This window comes from Brevundimonas sp., from assembly GCF_035627055.1.
GTDB lineage: Bacteria > Pseudomonadota > Alphaproteobacteria > Caulobacterales > Caulobacteraceae > Brevundimonas.
The window spans coordinates 318,288-341,241 of record NZ_DASPMM010000018.1; the positions used below are offsets into that span (position 1 = coordinate 318,288).

The 22,954-nt window shown below is 70.2% G+C and carries 23 protein-coding genes; 8 read left to right on the top strand and 15 right to left on the bottom strand.

Annotated features, from left to right (window positions below; all coding sequences use genetic code 11):
• Positions 1-76 precede the first annotated feature (76 nt).
• Both VEA98_RS09785 and VEA98_RS09790 read left to right on the top strand, forming a co-directional pair.
• Positions 77-871: an exodeoxyribonuclease III gene (locus VEA98_RS09785; RefSeq protein WP_324813570.1), complete on the top strand. Its 795-nt coding sequence runs from the start codon at positions 77-79 to the stop codon at positions 869-871.
• Positions 872-945: 74 nt separating this feature from the next.
• Positions 946-1,923 carry a hypothetical protein gene (locus tag VEA98_RS09790; RefSeq protein ID WP_324813572.1) on the top strand — a complete coding sequence of 326 codons (978 nt, stop codon included), beginning with the start codon at positions 946-948 and terminating at the stop codon, positions 1,921-1,923.
• 18 nt (positions 1,924-1,941) lie between these two features.
• On the opposite strand, the gene VEA98_RS09795 is transcribed toward VEA98_RS09790, so the two are convergent.
• Positions 1,942-3,351, bottom strand: coding sequence for an SLC13 family permease (locus tag VEA98_RS09795; protein ID WP_324813574.1), 1,410 nt, complete (start codon positions 3,349-3,351; stop codon positions 1,942-1,944).
• 90 nt (positions 3,352-3,441) lie between these two features.
• Between VEA98_RS09795 and VEA98_RS09800 the strand changes: the two genes are divergently transcribed.
• Positions 3,442-4,290: a hypothetical protein gene (locus VEA98_RS09800; RefSeq protein ID WP_324813577.1), complete on the top strand. Its 849-nt coding sequence runs from the start codon at positions 3,442-3,444 to the stop codon at positions 4,288-4,290.
• Here VEA98_RS09800 and VEA98_RS09805 read toward each other — a convergent pair.
• Together VEA98_RS09805 and VEA98_RS09810 are read right to left on the bottom strand one after the other, a co-directional pair.
• Positions 4,287-4,973 (bottom strand): response regulator transcription factor, encoded by a 687-nt coding sequence (locus VEA98_RS09805; RefSeq protein ID WP_324813580.1) that lies wholly within the window; start codon positions 4,971-4,973, stop codon positions 4,287-4,289. The genes VEA98_RS09800 and VEA98_RS09805 overlap by 4 nt on opposite strands.
• A gap of 62 nt (positions 4,974-5,035) precedes the next feature.
• Positions 5,036-5,755, bottom strand: coding sequence for a YggS family pyridoxal phosphate-dependent enzyme (locus tag VEA98_RS09810; RefSeq protein ID WP_324813583.1), 720 nt, complete (start codon positions 5,753-5,755; stop codon positions 5,036-5,038).
• Between VEA98_RS09810 and VEA98_RS09815 the strand changes: the two genes are divergently transcribed.
• Entirely contained in the window at positions 5,754-6,407 is a 654-nt protein-coding gene (locus VEA98_RS09815; protein ID WP_324813584.1) for a thiamine phosphate synthase, read from the top strand. The two genes, VEA98_RS09810 and VEA98_RS09815, sit on opposite strands and share 2 nt — an antisense overlap.
• On the opposite strand, the gene VEA98_RS09820 is transcribed toward VEA98_RS09815, so the two are convergent.
• Entirely contained in the window at positions 6,404-6,802 is a 399-nt protein-coding gene (locus VEA98_RS09820; RefSeq protein ID WP_324813587.1) for an NtrZ family periplasmic regulatory protein, read from the bottom strand. The two genes, VEA98_RS09815 and VEA98_RS09820, sit on opposite strands and share 4 nt — an antisense overlap.
• Before the next feature lie 334 nt (positions 6,803-7,136).
• On the opposite strand from VEA98_RS09820, the gene VEA98_RS09825 reads away from it, so the two are divergent.
• From VEA98_RS09825 to holA, 4 genes are all read left to right on the top strand, one after another.
• Complete coding sequence (locus VEA98_RS09825; protein ID WP_324813666.1) at positions 7,137-7,577, top strand: DUF3576 domain-containing protein; 441 nt, start codon at positions 7,137-7,139, stop codon at positions 7,575-7,577.
• Between the two features lie 64 nt (positions 7,578-7,641).
• Positions 7,642-10,194 carry a leucine--tRNA ligase gene (gene leuS / locus VEA98_RS09830; protein ID WP_324813590.1) on the top strand — a complete coding sequence of 851 codons (2,553 nt, stop codon included), beginning with the start codon at positions 7,642-7,644 and terminating at the stop codon, positions 10,192-10,194.
• Complete coding sequence (gene lptE, locus VEA98_RS09835; protein ID WP_324813592.1) at positions 10,194-10,679, top strand: LPS assembly lipoprotein LptE; 486 nt, start codon at positions 10,194-10,196, stop codon at positions 10,677-10,679. Before leuS ends, lptE begins: the two co-directional genes overlap by 1 nt.
• A 10-nt stretch (positions 10,680-10,689) precedes the next feature.
• Complete coding sequence (gene holA, locus VEA98_RS09840; protein ID WP_324813594.1) at positions 10,690-11,742, top strand: DNA polymerase III subunit delta; 1,053 nt, start codon at positions 10,690-10,692, stop codon at positions 11,740-11,742.
• A gap of 162 nt (positions 11,743-11,904) precedes the next feature.
• Here holA and VEA98_RS09845 read toward each other — a convergent pair whose 3' ends face one another.
• The 11 genes from VEA98_RS09845 to hemE form a co-directional block, all read right to left on the bottom strand.
• On the bottom strand, positions 11,905-12,090 hold the full coding sequence (locus tag VEA98_RS09845) for a hypothetical protein (RefSeq protein WP_324813596.1): 186 nt from the start codon (positions 12,088-12,090) through the stop codon (positions 11,905-11,907).
• 23 nt (positions 12,091-12,113) lie between these two features.
• Positions 12,114-13,007, bottom strand: coding sequence for a ParB/RepB/Spo0J family partition protein (locus VEA98_RS09850; protein ID WP_324813598.1), 894 nt, complete (start codon positions 13,005-13,007; stop codon positions 12,114-12,116).
• Positions 13,008-13,035: 28 nt separating this feature from the next.
• Complete coding sequence (locus VEA98_RS09855) at positions 13,036-13,842, bottom strand: ParA family protein (protein WP_324813668.1); 807 nt, start codon at positions 13,840-13,842, stop codon at positions 13,036-13,038.
• The gene (gene rsmG, locus VEA98_RS09860; RefSeq protein ID WP_324813601.1) at positions 13,832-14,452 is read right to left on the bottom strand and encodes a 16S rRNA (guanine(527)-N(7))-methyltransferase RsmG; all 621 of its coding nucleotides are present in this window, start codon (positions 14,450-14,452) and stop codon (positions 13,832-13,834) included. The genes VEA98_RS09855 and rsmG overlap by 11 nt, the downstream gene beginning before the upstream one ends.
• A 148-nt stretch (positions 14,453-14,600) precedes the next feature.
• Positions 14,601-16,457, bottom strand: coding sequence for a tRNA uridine-5-carboxymethylaminomethyl(34) synthesis enzyme MnmG (gene mnmG / locus VEA98_RS09865; protein WP_324813603.1), 1,857 nt, complete (start codon positions 16,455-16,457; stop codon positions 14,601-14,603).
• A 69-nt stretch (positions 16,458-16,526) separates the two neighbouring features.
• Entirely contained in the window at positions 16,527-17,837 is a 1,311-nt protein-coding gene (gene mnmE / locus VEA98_RS09870; protein WP_324813606.1) for a tRNA uridine-5-carboxymethylaminomethyl(34) synthesis GTPase MnmE, read from the bottom strand.
• A gap of 139 nt (positions 17,838-17,976) precedes the next feature.
• Positions 17,977-18,204, bottom strand: a complete 228-nt coding sequence (locus VEA98_RS09875; protein WP_324813609.1) for a DUF6489 family protein — start codon at positions 18,202-18,204, stop codon at positions 17,977-17,979.
• Between the two features lie 42 nt (positions 18,205-18,246).
• Positions 18,247-19,662: a transcription termination factor Rho gene (gene rho, locus VEA98_RS09880; RefSeq protein ID WP_324813611.1), complete on the bottom strand. Its 1,416-nt coding sequence runs from the start codon at positions 19,660-19,662 to the stop codon at positions 18,247-18,249.
• A 224-nt stretch (positions 19,663-19,886) separates the two neighbouring features.
• A complete protein-coding gene (locus tag VEA98_RS09885) occupies positions 19,887-20,366 on the bottom strand; it encodes a CopD family protein (protein WP_324813614.1) in 480 nt (159 codons plus the stop codon).
• Positions 20,363-21,421, bottom strand: a complete 1,059-nt coding sequence (gene hemH, locus VEA98_RS09890; RefSeq protein WP_324813617.1) for a ferrochelatase — start codon at positions 21,419-21,421, stop codon at positions 20,363-20,365. Before hemH ends, VEA98_RS09885 begins: the two co-directional genes overlap by 4 nt.
• Positions 21,418-22,461, bottom strand: a complete 1,044-nt coding sequence (gene hemE / locus VEA98_RS09895) for a uroporphyrinogen decarboxylase (protein WP_324813619.1) — start codon at positions 22,459-22,461, stop codon at positions 21,418-21,420. The genes hemH and hemE overlap by 4 nt, the downstream gene beginning before the upstream one ends.
• Positions 22,462-22,954 lie beyond the last annotated feature (493 nt).

Genomic DNA, 22,954 nt, shown 5'->3' on the forward strand with positions numbered 1-22,954 from the left:
GCCCGGTCCGCAAGGATCGGGCGTCTCTTTGTCCGGGTCTGTGGGCGGCGGCCACGCGGCCTGCTAGAGCCCAAACATGCTTCGCATCGCCACCTGGAACATCAACTCCGTCCGCCTGCGCATCGACCAGGTCGCCCGCTTCGTCGCCGAGAGCGGGACCGACGTGCTGTGCCTGCAGGAGATCAAATGCCTTGAGGACCAGTTTCCCCGGGGCGCCTTCGAAGAGATGGGCCTGCCGCACCTGAAGATCGGCGGGCAGAAGGGCTGGCACGGCGTCGCCATCGCCAGCCGCAAGCCGATCGCCGAGGCGCCGAAACTCGACGTCTGCCGCGAGGGGCACGCCCGCTGCGTCGCCGTGACGGTCGAGGGCGTCGAGATCCAGAATTTCTACATCCCGGCCGGCGGCGACACGCCCGACCGCAAGCTGAACCCGAAGTTCGATCACAAGATGGATTTCTACGAGCGGCTGACCGCCGAGATGTCCGGCCGCGACAAACAGCGCCCGCTGGTGCTGGCCGGCGACTTCAACATCGCGCCGGGCGAGAACGACGTCTGGAACCACCGCTACATGTCGAAGATCGTCAGCCACACGCCGCTGGAGGTCGAGACCCTGCGCCGCCTCCAGGCCGCCGGCGGCTTCACCGATGTGGTCCGCGACCAGATCCCCGAGCCGCAGAAACTGGCCAGCTGGTGGAGCTACCGCGCCGCCGACTTCCGCAAGTCGAACCGCGGCCTGCGCCTCGATCACCTGTGGACCTCGCCCGGCCTGACCCCGGCGGTGAAGCCCGGCACCGCCCGCATCCATGATGCGGTCCGCGAATGGACCCAGCCCAGCGACCACGCTCCGGTGACGATGGACCTGAACGTCTGATCGACTCGGCCTTGTGTTTCCTCCGCCCCGCATTCTAGGTTGTATGAAATCTCGCGGCCGGGGGGCCTACAAATATGCTGAAGGTTGTGCGCTCGGTCCAGTTGGACCGCGTCGAAGGCGTCTATCTGACCATTCTGAGAGTCGCGGTTTTAGCCGTAGCCACGATCTGTCTGCTCGCCGCGACCGGGTTCGCCATTGACGGCCTCTGGCGACTGATGGTTCCGACCGAGGTTCGTCAGCAGGCGACTGTGGTAACCCCGACGGAAGTCTCCACTGCCCTGCGCACGGCCCCTGCGCCGAAACCAGCCGAGACTGGCTCCGGCATCCCCGCCGCCGTCCGCGCGAACCACGTCGCCTTCGTGCGTGATGCCTTCCCGGCCTATTACGAAGTGTACCGGAAAGCCTCGGAAACCTACAAAAAGCCCGAGGACAAAACGTTGAGCCCGGCCGAGCTCCTGTCGGCTCTCGGCTACGACCTCGACACCTACGCAGCCGGCTCCGATCTGACGACCAAGCTATTCGTCGAGGACGCGGCCTATCGGCGGCAGGCCCAGACGGCCATCGCGGCGGCCATGTCGGATACCTCCATCGTCGGCCTACTGCGCGTCTACAAGGCCGCCGAAAAGACGGAGCAAGCCTGCACCACCAACTACGAACAGCGCCGCGTGCCGGACGTCTGCTACGATTGGTACTATGGCTCCTATGCCTGCACGGCGACGCGGACTGTGCCCATAGAGCGCTGCGTGCCGGCCTACCCAGACGGAATCGTCAGCCCGCTGACGGCCTTTGGAAGGGCTGACGGGGCGTTCCGCGAGCTCTGGATCGGCAAGTCGGATGCCAACGCCCGTGCGGCCGAGAACAAGCGTATCGATCACGAGATCACCCGATCCCAGATCGGACCCCGGCTGGTGCTGGCGCTTCAGATCGTGGCCGGTTTCCTCGTCGTGATGTTCTTCTTCCTGATCATCGCGATCGAACGCCACCTGCGAAAGCTCTCGACTGATGGAGTGGCGAAGGATTCGGCCGAAGCGGGCGCAGCGCCGGCGGAGTAACCTCTGGCGGCAAGCCCCCTAGAACGGGAAGAACACCGGGATGGCGATCATCGCGGCCACCCAGGTGACGAGGTTCAGCGGCAGACCGACGCGGACGAAGTCCATGTAGCTGTAGCCGCCCATCTGGAAGACCAGCACATTGGTCTGGTAGCCGAACGGCGTGGCGAAGGCCGCCGAGGCGGCCATCATCACCCCGACCAGGAACGGCCGCGGGTCGACGCCGAAGCTCTCGGCCAGGGCCACGGCGATGGGCGTGATCAGCACCGCCACGGTGGCGTTGGACAGCAGTTCGGTGGCGAACAGGGTGACGCCGTACAGGATGATCAGCCCGACGAGCGGTCCGAACGGCCGCAGCACCTCGATCAGCACCCCGGCCCCCTCGGCGGCCAGGCCGGTGACCTCGATCGAGATGCCGACCACCACCATGCCGGCGATCAGCAGCAGGATTTCCGGACGGAGACCGGCGTAGGCCTCCTCGGGCGTGATCACCCTGAGCAGGATCAGGGCGACCGCGCCGGCGAAGGCCGAGGCGGCGATCGGAGCCAGGCCGAAGCCGGCCGCCGCGACCACGGCCACGAAGACCGCCAGCGAGATCAACGCCCGACGCAGGTCGAATGGCCGGTCGGCGGCGCCGAACAGGGCCACGTCGCCGAGGTGGGCGTCGCCCGAGCCGTCTTCGTTGGTGCGGGCCTCGCCCAGCCGCGGCAGGTTGAACGGCAGGATGCGCCGGCGACGCGCCGCCGCCTCCGCCTCGGACTGGCGGCGGCTCTCCTCCAGTTCGGCCAGCCGGGCCTGCTCGGCCTCGTCCGCCGCCACAGCCCGACCCAGCTGCCGCGCCCCGACAAAATAGAGCCACAGGCCGCCGATGACGGCGATGCACAGGCCGACGGGGGTGATCTCGAACAGGCTGAACACCGGCTGGCCGGCGTTTCGCGCCATGTCGTTGACCAGCAGGTTGGTCGAGGTGCCGATCAGGGTCAGCAGCCCCCCCATCACCGTCACATGGCTGAGCGGCATCAGGAACCGCTTGGGCGACAGCTTCAGCGACTGGGCCACGTCGCGGATCACCGGCGCCGCCAGCACCACCACCGGTGTGTTGTTGAGGAAGCCGCCGAGGCCGCCGCACAGGCCGATCACCGCCCAGACGCCCAGCGCCCCGACCCGCGAGGCCAGCCGTGTCGCGCGGCGGATCATCAGGCCGAGCAGGCCGGACAGTTCGATGGCGTAGGCGATGACGAACAGGCCGGCCAGGGCGATGACCGCCGGGCTGGCGAAGGCGGCCTGCACCTCGACCGGCCGCACGACGCCGAGCAGCAGCAGGGCCGCGGCCCCGGTCAGGGCCACGACATCGGCGCGCACCCGCCCGTGTATCAGCACCCCGACCACGGCCAGCAGGACCAGGAGAGCGGCGATCTGGTCGAACGTCATGCCCTTCCCGACCCTCCCCGTTCGCCGCCGTCAACCCCCCGGAGACCCTCGGGGTCGAGATTCGAGCGTCCCGCGTGCTAGTCTCGTTCCATGTCTGACAGAGCCGTGAACGCCTCGATCACCCTCCGGCCGGCGCGCCTGCTCGCCCTCGCCGGAGCCGTCGGCCTGGCGACGGCCGCCTGCGGAGATCGTCAGCGCGCGGCCGCGCCGGCCCCGGCCGCGCCCGCGCCGCGCCCCGCCGCGCCCCTGGCCGATCCGGTCCTCGATCGCGTGGCGATCCTGTCGGCCGTCGACGCCGCGGCCTCCAGCGCCGCCGCCGGACGGACGCCGACCGCGAACGACTCCCTCGCCAACCGCCGCTTCCGGATGCGTATCGCCTTCGGCTGCTTTGGCCCCGAGCCCGCGCCCGCGGAGGGCGTCGCCGACGCCGGAGCTCCGCGCTGGAGCCGCACCGCCGACGGCAAGGCGATCCGCCTGCGCTTCACGCCGGCGGACTGGACCGCGGGCGACGCCACCGGGCCGGCGGCGCCGGGTTTCGAACACGTCGGCGGCGTCTGGGTCAATCAGCCGTGGATGCGGTCCGAGGGGTGCCCGGCGCCGGGGCCGCCGACGCCGCAGGTCTTCGAACTGCCGACCACGCCCAAGGTGGCGCTGGCCCTGTTGCGCGCCGAGGGCGCGTCCCGGCTCGGCCGCGCCGACGACCGCGCCTTCACCTTCACCCTCCGTGGCCAGGGCGACGCCCCGGCGCCCGACCCCGCCCAAGGCTACCGCCTCGTGCTCGAGGGCCGGCTGACACCGTGGGCCGAAGGCGCGGTGATCCGCTGCCGGGTCAATCGGGCCGAGAGCCGGCCGCCGTGCGCGGTGGGAGTGGTGCTCGACCGCCTCGCCTACGAGGACGGCGCCACCGGCGAGACCCTCAGCGAGTGGCGTCCCGGCTAGGGCTGCAGCCGGTATCCGCCGGCGTCGGTCAGCAGCAGCCGGGCCTGGCCGGGCTCCGGCTCGATCTTCTGGCGCAGACGATAGATATGGGTTTCCAGCGTGTGGGTGGTGACCCCGGCGTTGTAGCCCCACACCTCGGTCAGCAGTTCCTCGCGCGACACGGCCTTGGCCCCGGCGCGGTAGAGGTACTTCAGGATGCTGGTTTCCTTCTCGGTCAGGCGCACCTTCTTGCCCTTGTCGTCGATCAGGACCTTGGCGGCGGGCCGGAACTCGTAGGGGCCGATGCGGAACACCGCGTCCTCGGACTGCTCGTGGCTGCGCAGATGGGCGCGGATGCGGGCCAGCAGGACGGCGAAACGGAAGGGCTTGGTGACATAGTCATTGGCGCCGGATTCCAGCCCCAGCACGGTGTCGGCGTCCGACGACTGGCCGGTCAGCATGATGATCGGGGTCGAGACCCCGTCCTTGCGCAGCAGCCGGCAGGCCTCGCGCCCGTCCATGTCGGGCAGGTCGACGTCCAGCAGGATCAGGTCGGCGCGGGTCTCGCGCCCCAGCCGAACGCCCTCGGCCGCCGTCGCCGCCTGCACCGGGCGGAAGGCCTCGTGCAGGGCCAGCTGCTCGGCCAGCGCCTCGCGAAGGTCGTCGTCGTCGTCGATGATCAGGATCGTCTTGGGCGTAGGCATGGCTACCAGAATGGCGAGCGTCGGCCGTTCCGCCAAGGGTCCGACCCGAAGCGGAGCGGTTTTCAGTCTCTAGAGGGCGTTTGGGGGCGGTTTCGTTCCCCGAACAACGCCGATCCGATCCGCACATGGGTCGCACCGAAGCGCAGGGCGGTCTCGTAGTCGGCGCTCATCCCCATCGACAGCACGTGCAGGCCGTTGCGACGGGCGATCCTGCGCAGCAGGGCGAAATGCGGCCCCGCCGCCTCGTCCGCCGGCGGGATGCACATCAGCCCCTCGACGATAAGACCCTTGCCCCGGGCGTATCCGATCAGGTCATCGGCCTGTTCCGGCAGGATCCCGGCCTTCTGCGGTTCCGCCCCCGTATTGACCTGGACCAGCGCCCGCACCGTCCGTCCGACCTTGTCGGCGGCGACGGCGAGGGCGTCGACAAGCTTCTCGCGGTCCACGGTCTCGATGACGTCGAACAGGGCGACCGCGTCGGCCGCCTTGTTGGTCTGCAGCGGCCCGATCAGGCGCAGCTCGAGATCGGGGACCGCGCTCCGGAGGCCGCCCCAGTGGGCCTGCGCCTCCTGCACCCGGTTCTCGCCGAACACCCGCTGCCCGCCGGCGAGGGCCTGCTCCAGGGCTTCGGCGGGCTGGGTCTTGCTGACCGCGGTCAGGACCACGCCGGCGGGATCGCGTCGGGCGGCCCGGCAGACCTCGGCGATCCGCTCCCGCACGGCGGCGAGGCGCGCGGCCACGCCGCTGGACGCGGCAACGGGATCGGGAGAAGAGGAGGCCATGAACCGGTCCGACGCGGAAATCCTGTGGGAGGTCGCCAGCGTCCTCGCACGGGACGCGGCCAATGTCAGCCGGGGCGCGGGCCGCGGCGGGCCGAACCTGCCGCCGCTGCTGTTCTTCACCGACCCGGCGCGCACGCCCCGCCCATGGGAGACCGCGGCGCGGCTGCCGCTCGGGGCGGGCGTGGTGTTCCGGGCCTTCGGGGCCGCCGACGCCCGTGAGACCGGGCTGCGGCTGCGCGAGGCGACCCGCGAGCGCCGCGGCCTGCTGCTGATCGGTCTGGACCCGAAACTGGCGGAGGCGGTGGAGGCGGACGGGGTGCATCTGCCCGAGCGGGCGCTGGCTCAGGCGGCTTCGCTCGCGGCGTCCCATCCTCGCTGGCGGATCACCGGCGCCGTCCATTCAGCGGCCGCTCTGGCCGGCGCCGAGGCGCTCGACGCCGCCGTGCTGTCGCCGGTGTTCGCGGCGGGCGGGGCGTCGGCGAACCGGCCGACCCTGGGTGTGAAGGGCTTCCGCGACGCGGCGCGAGGCTCGCCCGTCCCGGTCTACGCCCTCGGCGGCGTCGACGGCGGCAACGCGCGCGAACTGATCGGCTCGGGCGCGTGCGGCCTTGCGGCGGTGTCGGGGATCCGGACGGCTTTCGGCCCGGCCTAGAAGCGGAAGATCGATTCCAGGCGGAAGCGCGGCGCGGCGCGGCGGTCGGTCTGCGGCGCGCGGGCGGGATCGGCCTCGGGCTCGGCCAGGCCGGCGGTGGCGCCGACGCGCAGCCGCGGATTGACCCGGTAGTAGGCCCCGGCCTCGACGTCGCCGAGATTGCTCTCGCGGCCGACCGGTTGGCTCAGGTTCAGATCCAGGCCCCAGCGGCCGCGTTCGGTGAAGCGCAGGCGCGACTGGCCCGGAGTGGCTGAGCGGGCGGCCTGGGCCTCCGACAGGCTGACGGCGGGGGCGCGAGCGCGCGAGGAAGCGGCCTGGGCCGAGGCGGCGTCGGCCACGGCCAGGAGCGAGAGCCCCGCGGCCAGTCCAGCGATGACGGCGCCAATCCTGCGCATGTCCTGCCCTTTACGCCGCGACGAAGGCTTTCCGCCGCGGTCCTCGCCAGCGATTAGACACCGCTGGTCAGCCCGGTCAACGAAACGTGGTCCGGAACCCCTGGTTCCCGAGACTCTGCCGGACTCCTGTGGCGCGAGCGTCACGGGTCGGAAGTCGCCCCGGACGCGTCCGCGGCGCCGGATCGCCATCACGCGGCGCCGGGTCTGCGACTTCGCCTTGTCATCGCCCCTTTTCACCGTGTTATAGAGCGTCGCTTCGGCTTGACGCCCCTTGGGCGGGCCGGCGCGTGCGCGGGACGGCCCGCCGCACGTTTCGATGGAATGGAGAGTCTCGATGGTGCTGGTTCGCGGCGCAGCGATCGCCCTGATCGCCTCGGGTCTGATGCTGGGCGGATGCGGCGGGATTCCGGGCTTCGGCGGCGGGGCCAGGCCCGCGTCGACCGCCCAGGCCGGCATCGGCGTCAACGCCTTCCTGTGGCGCGCCACGCTGGACACCCTCAGCTTCATGCCGCTGGCCAGCGCCGACCCGTGGGGCGGCGTCGTCAACTACGACTGGTACACCGACCCGCAGACGCCGAACGAGCGCTTCAAGGCCACCGTCTTCATCCTCGACACCCGTCTGCGCGCCGATGCGCTGAACGTGACGGTGACCAAGGAAGTGCGCGACGGGACCGGCGGCTGGGTGGGCGCTCCGGTGGCGGCGCAGACCGAGACCGATCTGGAAAACGCCATTCTGACCAAGGCGCGCCAGCTCAACCTGCAGAACGCCCGCTGATCCCCGCTTCCCGACCATAGCCTCCTCAAGGCCGCGTCCTTCAGGAGCAGCCTGAAGGACTATCGTGGCCCGCTACGAGCCCAAGACCGCCGAACCCCGCCAGCAGGCCCGCTGGGCGGCCGCCGACGCCTTCCGCACGCCCGAGGGCGAGACCGGACGGCCGAAATACTACGTGCTGGAGATGTTCCCCTATCCGTCGGGAAACATCCACATGGGCCACGCCCGCAACTATGTGATGGGCGACGTCGTGGCGCGCTCCAAGCGGGCCCAGGGCTTCGACGTGCTGCATCCGATGGGCTGGGACGCCTTCGGCCTGCCGGCGGAGAACGCCGCCATCGAGCGCGGCATCCATCCCGGCGACTGGACCTGGTCCAACATCGCGACGATGCGCGACCAGCTGAAGCTGCTGGGCCTGTCGCTGGACTGGAGCCGCGAGTTCGCCACCTGCGACCCGGCCTACTATGGCCAGCAGCAGGCCTGGTTCCTCGAGCTGTTCAGGCGCGGTCTGGTCTATCGCAAGGACTCGGTGGTCAACTGGGACCCGGTCGACAACACCGTCCTGGCCAATGAGCAGGTGGTCGACGGCCGGGGCTGGCGCTCCGGCGCGATCGTCGAGAAGCGCAAGCTGAACCAGTGGTTCCTGCGCATCACCGACTACGCCGACGACCTGATCGAGGGCCTGAAGGAGCTTGAAGGCCGCTGGCCCGACAAGGTCCGGCTGATGCAGGAGAACTGGATCGGCCGCTCCAGGGGGCTGCAGATGACCTGGCGCTGGGCCGGCCCCGCGCCCGAGGCCGCGCCCGAGGGTCTGGAGATCTACACCACCCGTCCCGACACCCTGTTCGGCGCCTCCTTCATGGGCATCGCGCCCGACCATCCGGTCGCCCGGGCGATCGCGGAAAGCAATGCGGAGGCCGCCGCCTTCATCGCCGAGTGCCGCAAGGGCGGCTCGACCCAGGCCGAGATCGAGCAGGCCGAGAAGATCGGCTTCGACACCGGGCTGAAGGTCCTGCACCCGTTCGACGGCCGCGAGGTCAGCGTCTGGATCGCCAACTTCATCCTGTCGGAATACGGCACCGGCGCCATCTTCGGCTGCCCCGCCCACGACCAGCGCGATCTGGACTTCGCCCGGAAATACGACCTGCCGGTGATCCCGGTGGTGAGACCTGACGGCGCCGGCGACGATTTCGCCGTTGGAACAGAGGCCTATGTCGGGCCCGGCTCCATCTTCCAGTCCGATTTCCTGGACGGTCTCGACATCGAGACAGCCACGGCGGAGGCCATCGCGCGCATCGAGGCCGCGGGTCAGGGCAGGGGCGCGACCATCTATCGCCTGCGCGACTGGGGCGTCAGCCGCCAGCGCTACTGGGGCTGTCCGATCCCGATCGTCCACTGCCCGTCGTGCGGCCCGGTCGCCGCGGCGGACCTGCCGGTCGAACTGCCCAGGGACGTGACCTTCGACACGCCCGGCAATCCGCTGGACCGCCACCCGACCTGGAAGCACGTCAGCTGCCCGTCCTGCGGCGGCGCGGCCGAACGCGAGACCGACACCCTCGACACCTTCGTCGACTCCAGCTGGTATTTCGCCCGCTTCGCCGACCCGACGGCGGCCGGGCCGATCTCGAAGGCCGCCGCCGACAAATGGCTGCCCGTCGACCAGTATATCGGCGGGGTCGAGCACGCCGTGCTTCACCTGCTCTACGCCCGCTTCATCTCGCGCGCCCTTTCGGACGCGGGGCTGATGAGCGTCAGGGAGCCGTTCGCCGGCCTGTTCACCCAGGGCATGGTGGTCCACGAGACCTACCGTCGCGCCGACGGCCAGTGGGTCGAACCCACCGACGTCGAGCTGATCCACGACGGCGGCAAGCGCAGCGCCCTGCAGCTCTCCACCGGCGAGGCCCTGACCATCGGCGACATCGAAAAGATGTCGAAGTCGAAGAAGAACGTCGTCGCCCCCCAGGAGATCGTCGACACCTACGGCGTCGACGCCGGCCGGCTGTTCGTGCTGTCGGACAGCCCGCCCGAGCGCGACGTGCAGTGGACCCCCGGCGGGGTCGAGGGCGCCAGCCGCTTCGTCCAGCGCGTCTGGGCCGAGGTCGACGGCTTCGACCCCTCCATGCCGGGCGACGAACAGGCCAACGCCTCGCTGGTGCGCGAGACGCACAAGGCCATCAAGGCGGTGTCCGAGGGCATCTCCGGCTTCCGCTTCAACTCGGCCATCGCCAAGCTGTATGCCTTCGTCGCCACGGTGCGCGATCATGCGAAGGCCGGCGGCGGCGCCAGGCGGCAGGCGCTGTCGGCCCTGCTGCGGCTGGTCGCGCCCTTCACGCCCCACCTGGCCGAGGAAGGCTGGACGCGGCTCGGCGAAGCGGGGATGATCCTCGATGCGCCGTGGCCGGAGTACGATCCGGCGCTGGCGGCCGACGACGAGGTCACCCTGCCGATCCAGGTCAACGGCAAGCGCCGCGGCGAGATCCGCGTCGCCCGGGGCCTTGAGCCGGCCGAGGTCGAGGCCATCGTCCTGGCCGACGCCGACGTGCGGTCGCGGCTGGAGGGTCAGACGGTGAGGAAGATCGTGGTGGTCAAGGATCGCATCGTCAATCTGGTGGTCGGCTGATGCGGGCCCCTCTCGCCGGCTCTGTCGCACTTATGGGACTGGCGCTCGCCGGCTGCGGATTCACGCCCCTGTACGGCGAGGCGGGGGTCGGCGGGGCCCTCAGTCGGGTCGCCGTCACGACCCAGGACGACCGCCTTGGCTACCGGGTCCGCGAACAGCTCGAGGACGCCCTCGGCCGCGACGCGACGCAGGCTCCGCTGTGGCGGCTGCAGACCACGGTCGAGCAGTCGCGCCGCCCGCTCGGACGGCGCATCGACGACACCGCCACCCGCTATGAACTGACGGTCCGCGGCAGCTGGACCCTGACGCCCGTCGACGGCGGCCCGCCGCTGACCGGGGCGGAGACGGTGACCACCACCTACGCCGCCGCGGATCAGCCCTATGCCGCCATCGCCGCCCAGCAGGACGGCGAGGAGCGGGCCGCCGCCGAACTGGCGCGCCAGATCCGGCTCGACCTGATGCGCGCCCTGCCCGACCACCCGTGACCGGCCCCCGATGATCCTGGCGAAACGGCCCGAGGTCGACCGCTTCCTCAAGGCGCCCGACCGCTCGGTGCGGGCCGCGGTGATCCACGGCAAGGACCGCTCCGGCGTGGCCGAGCGGGCCGCCCTGCTGTGCCGGGCGATCACGCCCGACCTGAACGATCCCTTCAACGTCACCGTCCTGACCGACAGCGACATCGACGGCGATGAGGCCCGCCTCGACGAGGCTTTGACCGCGCTGTCGATGATCGGCGGCCGCCGCCTGGTGCGGGTGCGGCTCGGCGGCGAGAAGGCGGCCATCGACAAGATGTTGGCCGCCGCGCTGAAGACCCACGCCGACGGCGGCTATAATCCCGACGCCATGCTGGTCATCGAGGCCGGGGCGCTAGGCCGCGATTCCGCCCTGCGCAAGGCGGCGGAGGCGGCGCAGGCCGCGGTCGCCATCGCCTGCTACGAGGACGAGACCGGCGACGTGGCCCGGATGACGCGCGAAGCCCTGGCCGCCGACAAGGTCGGCCTGACCCAGGATGCGCTGGACCGGTTCGTCGCGCGGCTGCCCCGCGAACGGGGCCTGATGCGTCAGGAGATCGAGCGGCTGGTGCTCTACATCGGTCCCGGCTCCGGCAAGACCATCGACGTCGCCGAACTGGAGCAGCACCTCGGAGTCGAGCCCGACGCCTCGCTGCAGGACGCCGCGCTGCAGGCCTTCGGCGGCCGCCCGGCCCCCGCCCAGTCCGGCCTGCGCCGCGCCCTCGCCGAGGGCGAGAGCCCTGTCATGGCGGTGAGACAAGCGTCCATCCACCTCGGCAAGCTGCGCCGCATCAATGTGCTTCAGGCCAACGGCGCCGGGGCCAAGGAAGCCGCCAAGGCCGCCGGCGTTTTCTGGAAACAGGAGGCCGAGGTGCTGCGCCAGGCGCGCAGCTGGCGGCTCGAGGACCTCGACAAGGTGCTGGACAGCGTCAACGCCGCCGACATCGCCACCAAGACCACCGGCTCCCCCGACCAGCTGATCGCCGAACGGCTGCTGCTCGAGATCTCGGCGCGGGCGCGGCGGCTGGGGCTGTAGGTCTCGCCCTACCCGTCATCCTCGGGCTTGACCCGAGGATCAGACGTTCCGTTTCTCGGTGTGGGCGGGCTGGATCACCGTCGGGGCCGTCTCGACCGACACTCAGCCTGCCCTGACCTCTGATCCTCGGGTCAAGCCCGAGGATGACGACGGAAGAAAGTCTCAGCCGCGCTTGGACGCCTTCCTGAACGCCGGCTTGGCCAGCGCCACATTGCGGGCCTTCTGGGCCTTCTCCTCGGCCCGGGCGCCGCCCTGCAGGCCGGTGTGGGCGGGGCCGCCGCCCGCCTTCTTGGCGGCCAGCGCCTTCTTCATGGCTTCGGCGGTCGGATTGCTCGGTTTGTCGGTCATGCCGTCACCCTCGCACGCTTCGCCTAGCCGCGCATCAGCCGTCGGCACAAGTCGTCCAGCTGCTCCAGGGTGGCGTAGCGCAGAGTCAGTTCGCCCTTGCCGCCGCGGTCGGCCAGAGACACCGGAACCCCCAGGGCGTCGGTCAGGTCCTGCTCCAGCGCCGCGATATCGGCCCCGCCCTCGCCGGCGGGCGCGCCGGCGCGAACCTTCGCCTTTCCCGGCTTCGGCCCCTCGGCCGCCCGACGCGCCAGCGCCTCGGCCTGACGGACGTTGAGGCCCTCGTTGACGATCTGCTCGGCCAGGGCGGCCGGGTTTGGGGCGGTGATCAGGGCCCGGGCGTGGCCGGCGCTCATCTTTCCTTCGCGGACATACCACAGCACCTCTTCCGGCAGCTGCAGCAGGCGCAGGGTGTTGGCCACGTGGCTGCGGCTCTTGCCGACCACCCCGGCGACGGCGTCCTGGGTGCGGCCGAACCGCTCCATCAGCAGGCGGTAGGCGTCGGCCTCCTCCAGCGGATTGAGATCGGCGCGCTGGACGTTCTCGATGACGGCGACCTCGAACACCGCCACGTCGTCCATCTCGCGGACGATAACCGGCACCTGGATCAGGCGCGCCAGCTGGGCCGCCCGCCAGCGGCGTTCGCCGGCGATGATCTGCAGGACGCCGTCCTCGTTCGGCTGCGGCCGGACCAGGATCGGCTGGATCACGCCCTTGTCGCGGATCGACTCCGCCAGTTCCGAGAGCTCGGCCTGGCCGAAGATCTTGCGCGGCTGGTCCGGATTGGGCTTCAGGGTCTCGATCGGGGCCATGCGCACGCCCGCCGGCGCGGCCGAACCGTCGACCGGCACGGCCTCGCCCGCCTGCTCCCCGAGAAGGGCCGACAATCCCCGGCCAAGGCCGCGCTGACGTTCGCTCAACTGACTGATTCCGTTCTGTTAGTTTGCATCAGGCGGCCTGCAGCCGCCGGGTCTTCTCGCGCGCCACCACCTCGCGGGCGAGGCGCAGATAGGCCTGGCTGCCGGCGCATTTCAGGTCGTAGATCAGGGCCGGCTTGCCGAACGACGGCGCCTCCGAGACCCGCACATTGCGGGGGATCACCGCCTCATAGACCTTGTCGCCGAAATGGGCGCGGACATCGGCTGCGACCTGTCCGGACAGGGCGTTGCGCCGGTCGTACATGGTCAGGACGAGTCCCTGGATTTCCAGCGTCGGGTTGAGGCTCTGGCGCACCATCTCGATGGTCTTCATCAGCTGGGTCAGGCCTTCGAGCGCGAAGAACTCGCACTGCAGCGGCACCAGCACGGCGTCGGCCGCCGCCATGGCGTTCAGGGTCAACAGGTTCAGCGACGGCGGGCAATCGATCAGGACGTAGTCGTACCGGGTCTGCCCTTCGGCCCCCTGCCCGGCCAAGGCGTCGCGCAGGCGGAAAGACCGCCGGTCGGCCTGGCTCAGTTCGATCTCGACGCCCGACATGTCGGCGTCGGCGGGAATGATGTGCAGCCCCGGCACCGCCGTCTGCACCGCCGAGTCATCGACCGACCGGCCGTCGACGATGACGTCGTAGATGGTCACCCGTCGTGTTTCACGTGGAACACCGAGTCCCGTGGAGGCATTGCCCTGCGGGTCCATGTCGACGATCAGCACCTTCTCGCCGATCGCGGCCAGGGCCGTGCCGAGGTTGATCGCCGTGGTGGTCTTGCCCACGCCGCCCTTCTGATTGGAAACGGCGAGGACGCGAGTCTTACCGGCTATGGACACGGCGGAGGCTCCGGACGGAAACGATACGGCCGCGCGGATCGCTGCGCGAGACGGAGAGGTCGCTCTCGAAATGCCAGACCTTGCGGGCTTCGATCAACTCAGCCTCGGCCTTTTCCCCCTTGAGAAACAGCCCCTGTGCGCCGCGCTGTAGATAAGGCTGTGCATAGGCGAGCAGCTTCTCCATCGGCGCCACCGCGCGGGCGGTCACGACATCGACCCTGAGCGCCTGGTCTTCAGCCCGGCCATTGATCACCGTCGCCGGCAGGGCGAGGGCCTCGACCACCTCCTGCAGGAAGCGGCAGCGCTTGCCGAGGCTGTCGATCAGCCAGACGTGGGCGTCCGGGCGGCCCTTCAGCAGGATGGCCAGGACCACGCCGGGGAAGCCGGCGCCGGCGCCGAGGTCGGCCCAGGTCCGGGCGCCGGGCGCGAGGTCCAGCAGCTGGGCCGAGTCCCAGATGTGACGGTTCCAGATGTCCGGGATGGTGTCCGGGCCGACGAGATTCATCACCGCATTGGCCTCGGTCAGGCGCTCGATGAAGAGTTCCAGATCGGCGATCTGCTCATCGGCCGCGCCGGTCAGAGCCTGAAATTCAGAAGACGTCACGACCCTGTCTCCTCCCCATCGTCGATGGGGAGGGGGACCACCCGCAGGGTGGTGGAGGGGCAGGGCGACAAAGCGCGCCCCTCGCGCCCCTCCACCGCTTCGCGGTCCCCCTCCCCGCGGAGCGGGGAGGAGACGATGCGCTCGACCCTCACGCCGCCACCCGGGTCCGTTTGACGTGGGACAGCAGGGCCGTCAGGGCGCCCGGGGTGATGCCCTCGATCCGACCCGCCTGCCCCAGCGTCCGCGGCTGAATCAGCATCAGCTTCTCGCGCACCTCGTTCGACAGGCTGCCGATGGCGGCGTAGTCGAGGTCGACCGGTATGGCCAGCGCCTCCTCCCGGCGCAGCGCCTCGGCGTCCGCGGCCTGGCGGTCCAGATAGCCGGCGTAGCCCGCGTCGATCTCGACCTGCTCGCGCACCTGGCGCGGCCAGGCGGCGATGGCGGGATGGGCGGCCTCGAAGGTCTTCAGGTTCACGCCCGGGAAGGCCAGCAGGTCGCGGATCGAGCGGCGCTGCCCGTCGGCGTTGACCGAAATGCCCAGCGCACCGGCCTCTTTCGGCGTGTAGCTCGCGCCGCGCACCAGCGCCGCCGCCTCGTCGAGCAGGCAGGCCTTGGCCTCGAAGGCGGTCCGGCGCTCGCGCGAAACGATGCCCGCGGCGATGGCGAGGGGGGTCAACCGTTGATCGGCATTGTCGGCCCGCAGCGTCAACCTGTACTCGGCCCGGCTGGTGAACATCCGGTAGGGCTCGGTCACCCCGCGTGTGACCAGATCGTCGATCATGACGCCGATATAGGCCTGGTCGCGACCGAGGATGACGGGGTCCGATCCGGCGGCGGCGCGGGCGGCGTTCAGCCCGGCGATCAGGCCCTGCGCCCCCGCCTCCTCATAGCCCGTCGTGCCGTTGATCTGGCCGGCCAGATACAGGCCCGGCCGCTTCTTGACCTCGAGCGCCGGCGTCAGCTCGCGCGGGTCGACGTAGTCGTACTCGATGGCGTAGCCGAAGCGGAACACCTCCACCGCCTCCAGCCCCGGAATGGTGCGCAGGAAGGCGGCCTGGGTGGCGTCGGACACCGAGGTCGAGATGCCGTTGGGATAGACGGTCGGGTCGTCGAGGCCCTCGGGCTCGAGGAAGATCTGGTGCGAGGTCTTATCGGCGAACCGCACCACCTTGTCCTCGATCGAGGGGCAGTAGCGCGGGCCGCGGCCCGACAGGTGGCCGCCGTAGACGGCGCTGTCGCCGAGGTTGTCAGCGATGATCCGGTGCGTCTGCGCCGTCGTGTGGGTGACGCCGCAGGCGATCTGGGGCACGTCGATCCGGTCGGTCAGGAAACTGAACGGCACGGGCTCGGCGTCGGCCGCCTGCATCTCCAGCCGATCCCAGGCGATGGTGCGCCCGTCCAGCCGCGCCGGCGTGCCGGTCTTGAGTCGGCCCATCGCCAGGCCCGCGCCGTAGAGGTCGGCGGCCAGCCCGGTCGAGGGGGCCTCGCCGTGACGGCCGGCGGGAATACGCTGGTCGCCCTTGTGGATGACACCGTTGAGGAAGGTGCCAGTCGTCAGCACCACGGCGACGGCGCGCATCTCCACCCCCTCCCCCGTGACGACGCCGACCACCCGGTCGCCGTCGAGGATCAGGCTTTCCGCGGTTCCGGCCATCAGGGTCAGGTTCGGCGTCTGCGCCAGTTCGGCCTGCATGGCCTCACGATAGAGACGGCGGTCGATCTGGCTGCGCGGCCCCTGCACCGCCGCGCCCTTGGAGCGATTGAGCAGGCGAAACTGGATGCCGGAAACGTCGCCGAGCCGGCCCATGACGCCGTCCATGGCGTCGATCTCGCGCACCAGATGGCCCTTGCCGAGCCCGCCGATCGCGGGGTTGCACGACATCTCGCCGATGGTCTCGAGCTTCTGGGTCAGCAGCAAGGTGGCCGCGCCGGCGCGCGCGGATGCGGCCGCGGCTTCGCAGCCGGCGTGCCCGCCGCCGATGACGATGACATCGAAACGCTTCATGGGCGGGGACATAGGGGAAAACGACCGTCTTCGCCACCGGCGCCGTCGCGGTGTTTCACGTGAAACGCGTCACTTGCCGATGCAGAAGGTCGAGAACACCTCGCCGAGGATGTCCTCGACGCCGATCGCTCCGGTGACCCGGGCCAAGCCTTCGGCGGCGCGGCGCAGGTCGTCCCCGGCGAGTTCGGGTGAGACATCGAGCGCTCGGCGCCCCGCTTCAACCGCCGCCAGCGCTTCGGCCAGGCGGCGCCGGTGTCTCTCACGCGTGACAGCGGGGAAATCGGCGCCTGAAAGGTCCTGCGCCAGCCGCGCGGCCAGCCAGTCGTGAAGAGCGCCGAGGCCCTCGCCGGTCTCTGTGCTCACGATCAACGCTTCACGGCCTGCCGGCGGCGCCGCGCGGTCGACGTCCGCCTTGGTGAAGACCAGCAGGTCGTCCGGCCGCACGAAGGCTGCGGCGGGCCCCTCCGGATCGCCCGGCGCCCGCACCCACAGTCGAAGGTCCGCCTGCTCCGCCCGCGCCCGGGCGCGGCGAACCCCCTCGGCCTCGATGGGGTCCTCGCTGTCGCGCAGGCCGGCCGTGTCGGACAGGGTCACCGCATAGCCGCCGATGATCAGGTCGGCGTCCAGCACGTCCCGGGTCGTGCCGGCGATGGGGGTGACGATGGCCGCCTCGCGCGCCACCAGGGCGTTGAACAACGACGACTTGCCGGCGTTGGTCTCGCCGATCAGAACGATGCGATAGCCCTCGCGGACCCGTTCGCCGCGTCGGGCGTCGGCCAGGGCCGCCTTGAGGTCCGAGATCAGCCCGTCCAGCACCGGTCCGGCGGTGCGGGCCAGGTTGTCCGGCACCTCCTCGTCGGGGAAGTCGATTTCCGCCTCGACCAGCGCCAGCGCCTTGAGCAGGTCGCGGCGGAAGCCGGCGTAGGTCTGGGACAGGGCGCCGTCCAGCTGGCCCAGCGCCTGGGCGGCCTGGGCCGTGGTCTCGGCGTCGATAAGGTCGGCCACAGCCTCGGCCTGGGCCAGGTCCATGCGGCCGTTCTCGAAGGCGCGGCGGGTGAATTCGCCGGGCTCGGCGGGGCGCAGGCCGAGCGTCAGCAGGGCGTCGCCGACCGCCTCGATCACCGCCCTGCCGCCATGCAGATGCAACTCGGCGCAGTCCTCGCCGGTGTAGGAGTTGGGCGCGGGGAAGCGAAGGACCAGGGCTTGGTCAAGCCAGCGGCCTTCGAGGGCCAGGTCACGCAGACCGGCGAGGCGCGGCTTGAGGCCGCCCGCGCCGAGCCGTCCCAGCGCCTCGTCCGTCCCCGGCCCGGACAGGCGAACGATGGCGATGGCCCCGCGCCCCGGCGGCGTGGCGAGGGCGAAGATGGTGTCGGCGGTCACCTGTCTCCTCCCCAAGAAATGGGGAGGGGGATCGCGAAGCGGTGGAGGGGTGAGATGCCATCCGGTGGCGTCGGGGGGCGACCCCTCCACCATCCTTCGGATGGTCCCCCTCCCCCGCAGGGGGAGGAGACGGCGAAGGTCACGGCTTGACCGCGGCTTCCATCAGTTTGCGGAACTGGTCCTGGGCCTGCAGGCCGAAGCTGGTCCAGGTCTTCATCAGCTCGTCGGGCTGCATGGCCGCGACGTTGTCGGCCATCCGCTTCTGCATCTCGGCGACCATGGCCTCGTTCAGCGGCGCGACGTCGGGCAGGCCGAGGAAGGCCCGCGCCTCGGCCGGCGTGCAGTCGATCTCGACGTTGATCTTCATCGCGTCGCTCCTGTTTCACGTGAAACAGCGGCCCTACCGCCGTCAGGTGTTCATCGACTGGAAGAAGTCGGCATTGTTCTTCGACTGCCGCAGCTTGTCGATCAGGAACTCGATGGCGTCCTGCGGGCCCATCGGGTTGAGGATGCGGCGCAGGACGTAGGTCTTGGCCAGCTGATCCTTCGGCGTGGTCAGCTCTTCCTTGCGGGTGCCGGACTTGAGCACATCGATGGCCGGGAAGATGCGCTTGTCGGCGACCTTGCGGTCCAGCACGATCTCCGAGTTGCCGGTGCCCTTGAACTCTTCGAAGATGACCTCGTCCATCCGCGAGCCGGTGTCGATCAGGGCGGTGGCGATGATGGTCAGCGAGCCCCCCTGCTCCACATTCCGCGCCGCGCCGAAGAAGCGCTTCGGCCGTTGCAGGGCGTTGGCGTCGACGCCGCCGGTCAGGACCTTGCCCGACGACGGCACAGTGGCGTTGTAGGCGCGTCCCAGGCGGGTGATGGAGTCGAGCAGGATGACCACGTCCTTCTTGTGCTCGACCAGGCGCTTGGCCTTTTCGATGACCATCTCGGCGACGGCGACGTGGCGGGTGGCAGGCTCGTCGAAGGTCGAGGCGATGACCTCGCCCTTCACCGTGCGCTGCATGTCAGTGACTTCCTCGGGCCGCTCGTCGATCAGCAGCACGATCAGGAACACCTCGGGGTGGTTCTTCTCGATCGACTTGGCGATGTTCTGCAGCATCACCGTCTTGCCGACCCGCGGCGGGGCGACGATCAGGCAGCGCTGGCCCTTGCCGAGCGGGGCGACGATGTCGATGACCCGGCCCGAACGGTCCTTCAGCGTCGGGTCCTGGATTTCCATGTGCAGCCGCTCTTCCGGATAGAGCGGGGTCAGGTTGTCGAACAGGACCTTGGTCTTGACCGTCTCCGGGTCTTCCAGGTTGATCGTGTCGACCTTGAGCAGGGCGAAGTAGCGCTCGCCCTCGCGCGGGCCGCGCACGGCCCCGTGGATGGTGTCGCCCGAGCGCAGGCCGAAGCGGCGGATCTGCGACGGCGAGACATAGACGTCGTCCGGGCCCGGCAGATAGTTGGCGTCGGGGCTGCGCAGGAAGCCGAAGCCGTCCGGCAGGATCTCCAGCACGCCGTCGGCGATGATCTCGACCTCCTCGTCGGCGAGGGCCTTGAGGATGGCGAACAGCAGGTCCTGCTTGCGCAGGTTCGAGGCGTTCTCGATCTCCAGCCCTTCGGCGAAGGCGACCAGGTCGGCCGGCGTCTTCTCGTTCAGTTCCGCCAGGGTGATGCGGCCGTTGGGGACGATCGGCTCGCCGTCGTCCTCGTCCTCGTCGGCTTCCTGATCGACCATCGGCAGGTCGGCGGCCGCGACCTCGTTGGAGGGCTGCTCGCCGTCGAGGTTTTCGGTCTCGGGGACGGTAGGATCGGTGTCGCGGACGTCGGTCATCAGAATCTTCTTCAGGCGTGCGCGCAGGGTCGCCCGCGAACGCGGGGTCTGGGCGGCTGACGATGTGGGCCCGGAGGCCGGCAGGGAGGGCGGCGTTGGTCCCGCAGGGTCGATCCGGCAGGCGTCGCTTTGAGAGAGGGACCGTCCGGAAGGCGAAAGCCCGCGCCAGGATCGGTTCGGGACCAGCGAAACCACGCCGGGCCCGCAAGGTCAAGCGTCGGCGGTCAGCCGAGGCTCCATTCGGTCGTCACCGACAGCACGGCGACGATGGCGATCAGGAACGGAATCTCGTTGGTCATGCGCCAGAAGCGGCCGGTGCGGGTCGAGGTCCCGGCCTGGATGCGTTTGAACTCCCGGGCCAGCATCCCGTGCCAACCGCTGAGCGCCACCACGGCGAGAAGTTTTGTCGCCATCCACGGTTGTGCGAGGAAGCCCCACCCTTCGCCGAAGCCGTAGACGTGGATCAGGATCATCCAGGCCCCGAACGCCCAGGTCGCCGCCATCGAGGGATTGACGATGATCTTGAGCAGACGACGCTGCCAGACGCGCAGCAGCGCCTGCATCTCCGACTTCAGCGGCTCGGCCTTGCCGGCCTGTTCGACGTCGTAGGCATAGAGCCTGGGCAGGAACAGCATGCCCGCCATCCAGGCGATCACCGCCAGGATGTGCAGGCCGCGCACGACGTTGAAGATCTCGTAGCTCATGCGGCCCGGTTCTCCGCCTGACAGGGGCAGGCCTTCCAGTCGCCCCGACAGCCCGGACCATAGGGCGCAACGCCCGTGCGCGACAGGGCGTTGAGCGTGGCCTCGGCCAGGGCGGTGATGAAGGCCGGCGCCGTTCCCACAGCGGGAACCCGCAGGTAGGGGGCGACCCCGAGCGTGTGCGCCAGCTCGCCGTATTCGATATCCAGCTCGACAAGGGTCTCGACGTGCTCGGAGACGAAGGCGATCGGAACCACCACCGCCCCGACGCCGTCGGCCGCGGCCTGCTCCAGCGCCTCGGGCGTCGAGGGACCCAGCCATTTCAGCGGCCCGACCCGGCTCTGATAGCAGATCGCATGGTCGACCAGCCGCCCCATGTCGGCCAGCTTCGCCACCACGGCGGCGACAGTGCTCTCGACCTGCTCCTGATACGGGTCGCCCTTGCGGCGGATAAGCCCCTCAGGAATGCCGTGGGCCGAAAACAGCACCCGCACCGGCCGGCTGCCGGCCTTGTCGAGTTGTTCCGCGATCGCCTCCGCTTGGGCGTCGATCCAGCCGTAGGCTTCGGGCCAGCAGCAGACGGTGCGGCTCTCCCCGGGCCCTGCATAGACGGCGCTCCACCGCTTCAACGATGACTGGGTCGTGGTGGTCGAGAACTGCGGGTACAGCGGCAGCAGAACGATCTCGTCGGGGCCGAAGGCGGCCACCTCGGCGGCGGTCTGCTCGGTCAAAGGCGACCAGTAGCGCATGGCGATGAAGGCGCGCACCTCATCGTCGGGCAGCCGGGGCGCGAGAATGGCCTCCAGCGCCGCCGCCTGTTTGCGCGTCTCGGGCAGCAGCGGGGAGCCGCCGCCCATCAGGGCGTAGTTGGCCTGAGCCGTCTTTTCCCGCCGGCTGGAGATGCGGCGGGCCAACGGCCGCCTCAGGATGGCCGGAAGGCCGATGATGGCCGGATCGTTGAACAGGTTGAACAGGAAGGGCTTCACCGACGCCTGGTCGTCCGGCCCGCCCAGGTTGAACAGGACCACGGCGATGCGGCGGCCGGTGATCGACCTCATTGGGCGCCGATCCGCTTCAGCACCTGCTCGACATGGGCGATGGGCACATCGGGCAGAATGCCGTGGCCGAGGTTGAAGATCCACGGCCCCTGCCCCCAGGCCTCGAGCAGTTGGTCCACCCGCCGGTCCAGCATCGGTCCTCCGGCGCGAAGCAGCAGGGGGTCGAGCGCGCCCTGGATGGGCTTGATCGCCTGAACGCGGCGTCCGACCTCCAACGGGCAGGCCGTATCCAGCGCCACGGCCTGTACATCGCACTCGCCCGCGTAGCGCTCAGCCAGCGCCGCCGAACCGCGCGGGAAGCCGATCAGGGGCACGGTGACGCCCAGCTCGCGCACCCGCTTCACCAGCGCCTGATGCGGTCCCAGCACCAGGGCCTCGAACAGGTCGTCGGGCAGGCCCTCGGCCCAGCTTTCGAAGATCTTCAGCACCTGCGCCCCGGCGTCGGCCTGCATCTTCAGATAATGCGCCGTGGCCTCGACCAGCACCTTGAGCAGGGCCGCGACCTTCTCCGGCTCGGCATAGGCGTAGGTCCGCGCCGTCGCCCGCTCGCCCTTGCCGATGGTCCGCGCCTCGCCGTCGAGCATATAGGTCGCCACCGTCCACGGGGCTCCGGCGAACCCGATCAGGGCGCGTTTCGGCTCAAGCCGCCCTCGCACGATCGACAGGGTCTGTCCGACCTGGTGCAGCGCCTCGCCCGCCCCGGAGGCCAGCGCCCGCATCGCCTCCACCGGCGGCAGGGCCCCGAGTCGCGGTCCCTCCCCCGCCTCGAACCAGACCTCCTGCCCCAGCGCCCGGGGGATCAGCAGGATATCGGCGAACACGATGGCCGCGTCGAAGCCGAACCGCCGCATCGGCTGCAGCGTCGCCTCGGCCGCCTTCTCCGGATCGAGGCAGAAGGAGATGAAATCCGGCGTCGTCGCCCGCAGAGCCCGGTACTCCGGCAGGTACCGCCCCGCCTGGCGCATGAACCAGACCGGCGGACGGGATGTCGCCTCGCCGGCGAGAACCTTGAGCAGCAGGGGCGTGTCGGAGACGGTCATCGGATGTCGGGCTTACCGGGGGGCCGGGTCCCGCTCAAGCCCGGGCCGTGTCGCACCCTCCAATCCTTCAATGAAAGAATCTTGAGAAGAATGATGGAAGAAGGCAGGGCCGGGGATGACGGGGATAACCCGGTCGACCGGTCGATCTCGCCGGCGTCTTTCCGCAGCCTCTCCCGTCGTCGTCCCCACCGGTCCACCGGGCTGGTGAAAGCGGGGACAAATCCTAACGAGGCCTTAACCGGCGGGACCTTGGGAGGGGCCGGGGCCCGGATCGGGATGGGCGCCGTTAAGACCTTGTTAAGCCTGTCCACATGCGATCTTGCGGCGGGACCCGCAGGCGGGACGACTCGCCGGAACAGGCGGAGCGCCGTCCACCATCATCCCCGCTCGCCCCCTCCGACCCGCCCGGCTATAGAGATCGGCGCACCGGCCGGGGCGATCGGCGCCCGGCCCCGTCCACAGGAGTCTCGCCGCCATGGACAGCTTCCAATGA

Excerpts from the sequence above, each read along its gene's own strand:
- rho (WP_324813611.1), bottom strand. The coding sequence starts at position 19,662 with ATGACCGACGTCCGCGACACCGATCCTACCGTCCCCGAGACCGAAAAC.
- VEA98_RS09795 (WP_324813574.1), bottom strand. The coding sequence starts at position 3,351 with ATGACGTTCGACCAGATCGCCGCTCTCCTGGTCCTGCTGGCCGTGGTC.
- VEA98_RS09875 (WP_324813609.1), bottom strand. The coding sequence starts at position 18,204 with ATGAAGATCAACGTCGAGATCGACTGCACGCCGGCCGAGGCGCGGGCC.
- VEA98_RS09885 (WP_324813614.1), bottom strand. The coding sequence starts at position 20,366 with ATGAGCTACGAGATCTTCAACGTCGTGCGCGGCCTGCACATCCTGGCG.
- lptE (WP_324813592.1), top strand. The coding sequence starts at position 10,194 with ATGCGGGCCCCTCTCGCCGGCTCTGTCGCACTTATGGGACTGGCGCTC.
- holA (WP_324813594.1), top strand. The coding sequence starts at position 10,690 with ATGATCCTGGCGAAACGGCCCGAGGTCGACCGCTTCCTCAAGGCGCCC.
- VEA98_RS09790 (WP_324813572.1), top strand. The coding sequence starts at position 946 with ATGCTGAAGGTTGTGCGCTCGGTCCAGTTGGACCGCGTCGAAGGCGTC.
- VEA98_RS09800 (WP_324813577.1), top strand. The coding sequence starts at position 3,442 with ATGTCTGACAGAGCCGTGAACGCCTCGATCACCCTCCGGCCGGCGCGC.
- VEA98_RS09845 (WP_324813596.1), bottom strand. The coding sequence starts at position 12,090 with ATGACCGACAAACCGAGCAATCCGACCGCCGAAGCCATGAAGAAGGCG.
- mnmG (WP_324813603.1), bottom strand. The coding sequence starts at position 16,457 with ATGAAGCGTTTCGATGTCATCGTCATCGGCGGCGGGCACGCCGGCTGC.
- VEA98_RS09785 (WP_324813570.1), top strand. The coding sequence starts at position 77 with ATGCTTCGCATCGCCACCTGGAACATCAACTCCGTCCGCCTGCGCATC.
- VEA98_RS09810 (WP_324813583.1), bottom strand. The coding sequence starts at position 5,755 with ATGGCCTCCTCTTCTCCCGATCCCGTTGCCGCGTCCAGCGGCGTGGCC.
- VEA98_RS09825 (WP_324813666.1), top strand. The coding sequence starts at position 7,137 with ATGGTGCTGGTTCGCGGCGCAGCGATCGCCCTGATCGCCTCGGGTCTG.
- VEA98_RS09815 (WP_324813584.1), top strand. The coding sequence starts at position 5,754 with ATGAACCGGTCCGACGCGGAAATCCTGTGGGAGGTCGCCAGCGTCCTC.
- hemH (WP_324813617.1), bottom strand. The coding sequence starts at position 21,421 with ATGAGGTCGATCACCGGCCGCCGCATCGCCGTGGTCCTGTTCAACCTG.
- hemE (WP_324813619.1), bottom strand. The coding sequence starts at position 22,461 with ATGACCGTCTCCGACACGCCCCTGCTGCTCAAGGTTCTCGCCGGCGAG.
- VEA98_RS09805 (WP_324813580.1), bottom strand. The coding sequence starts at position 4,973 with ATGCCTACGCCCAAGACGATCCTGATCATCGACGACGACGACGACCTT.
- VEA98_RS09820 (WP_324813587.1), bottom strand. The coding sequence starts at position 6,802 with ATGCGCAGGATTGGCGCCGTCATCGCTGGACTGGCCGCGGGGCTCTCG.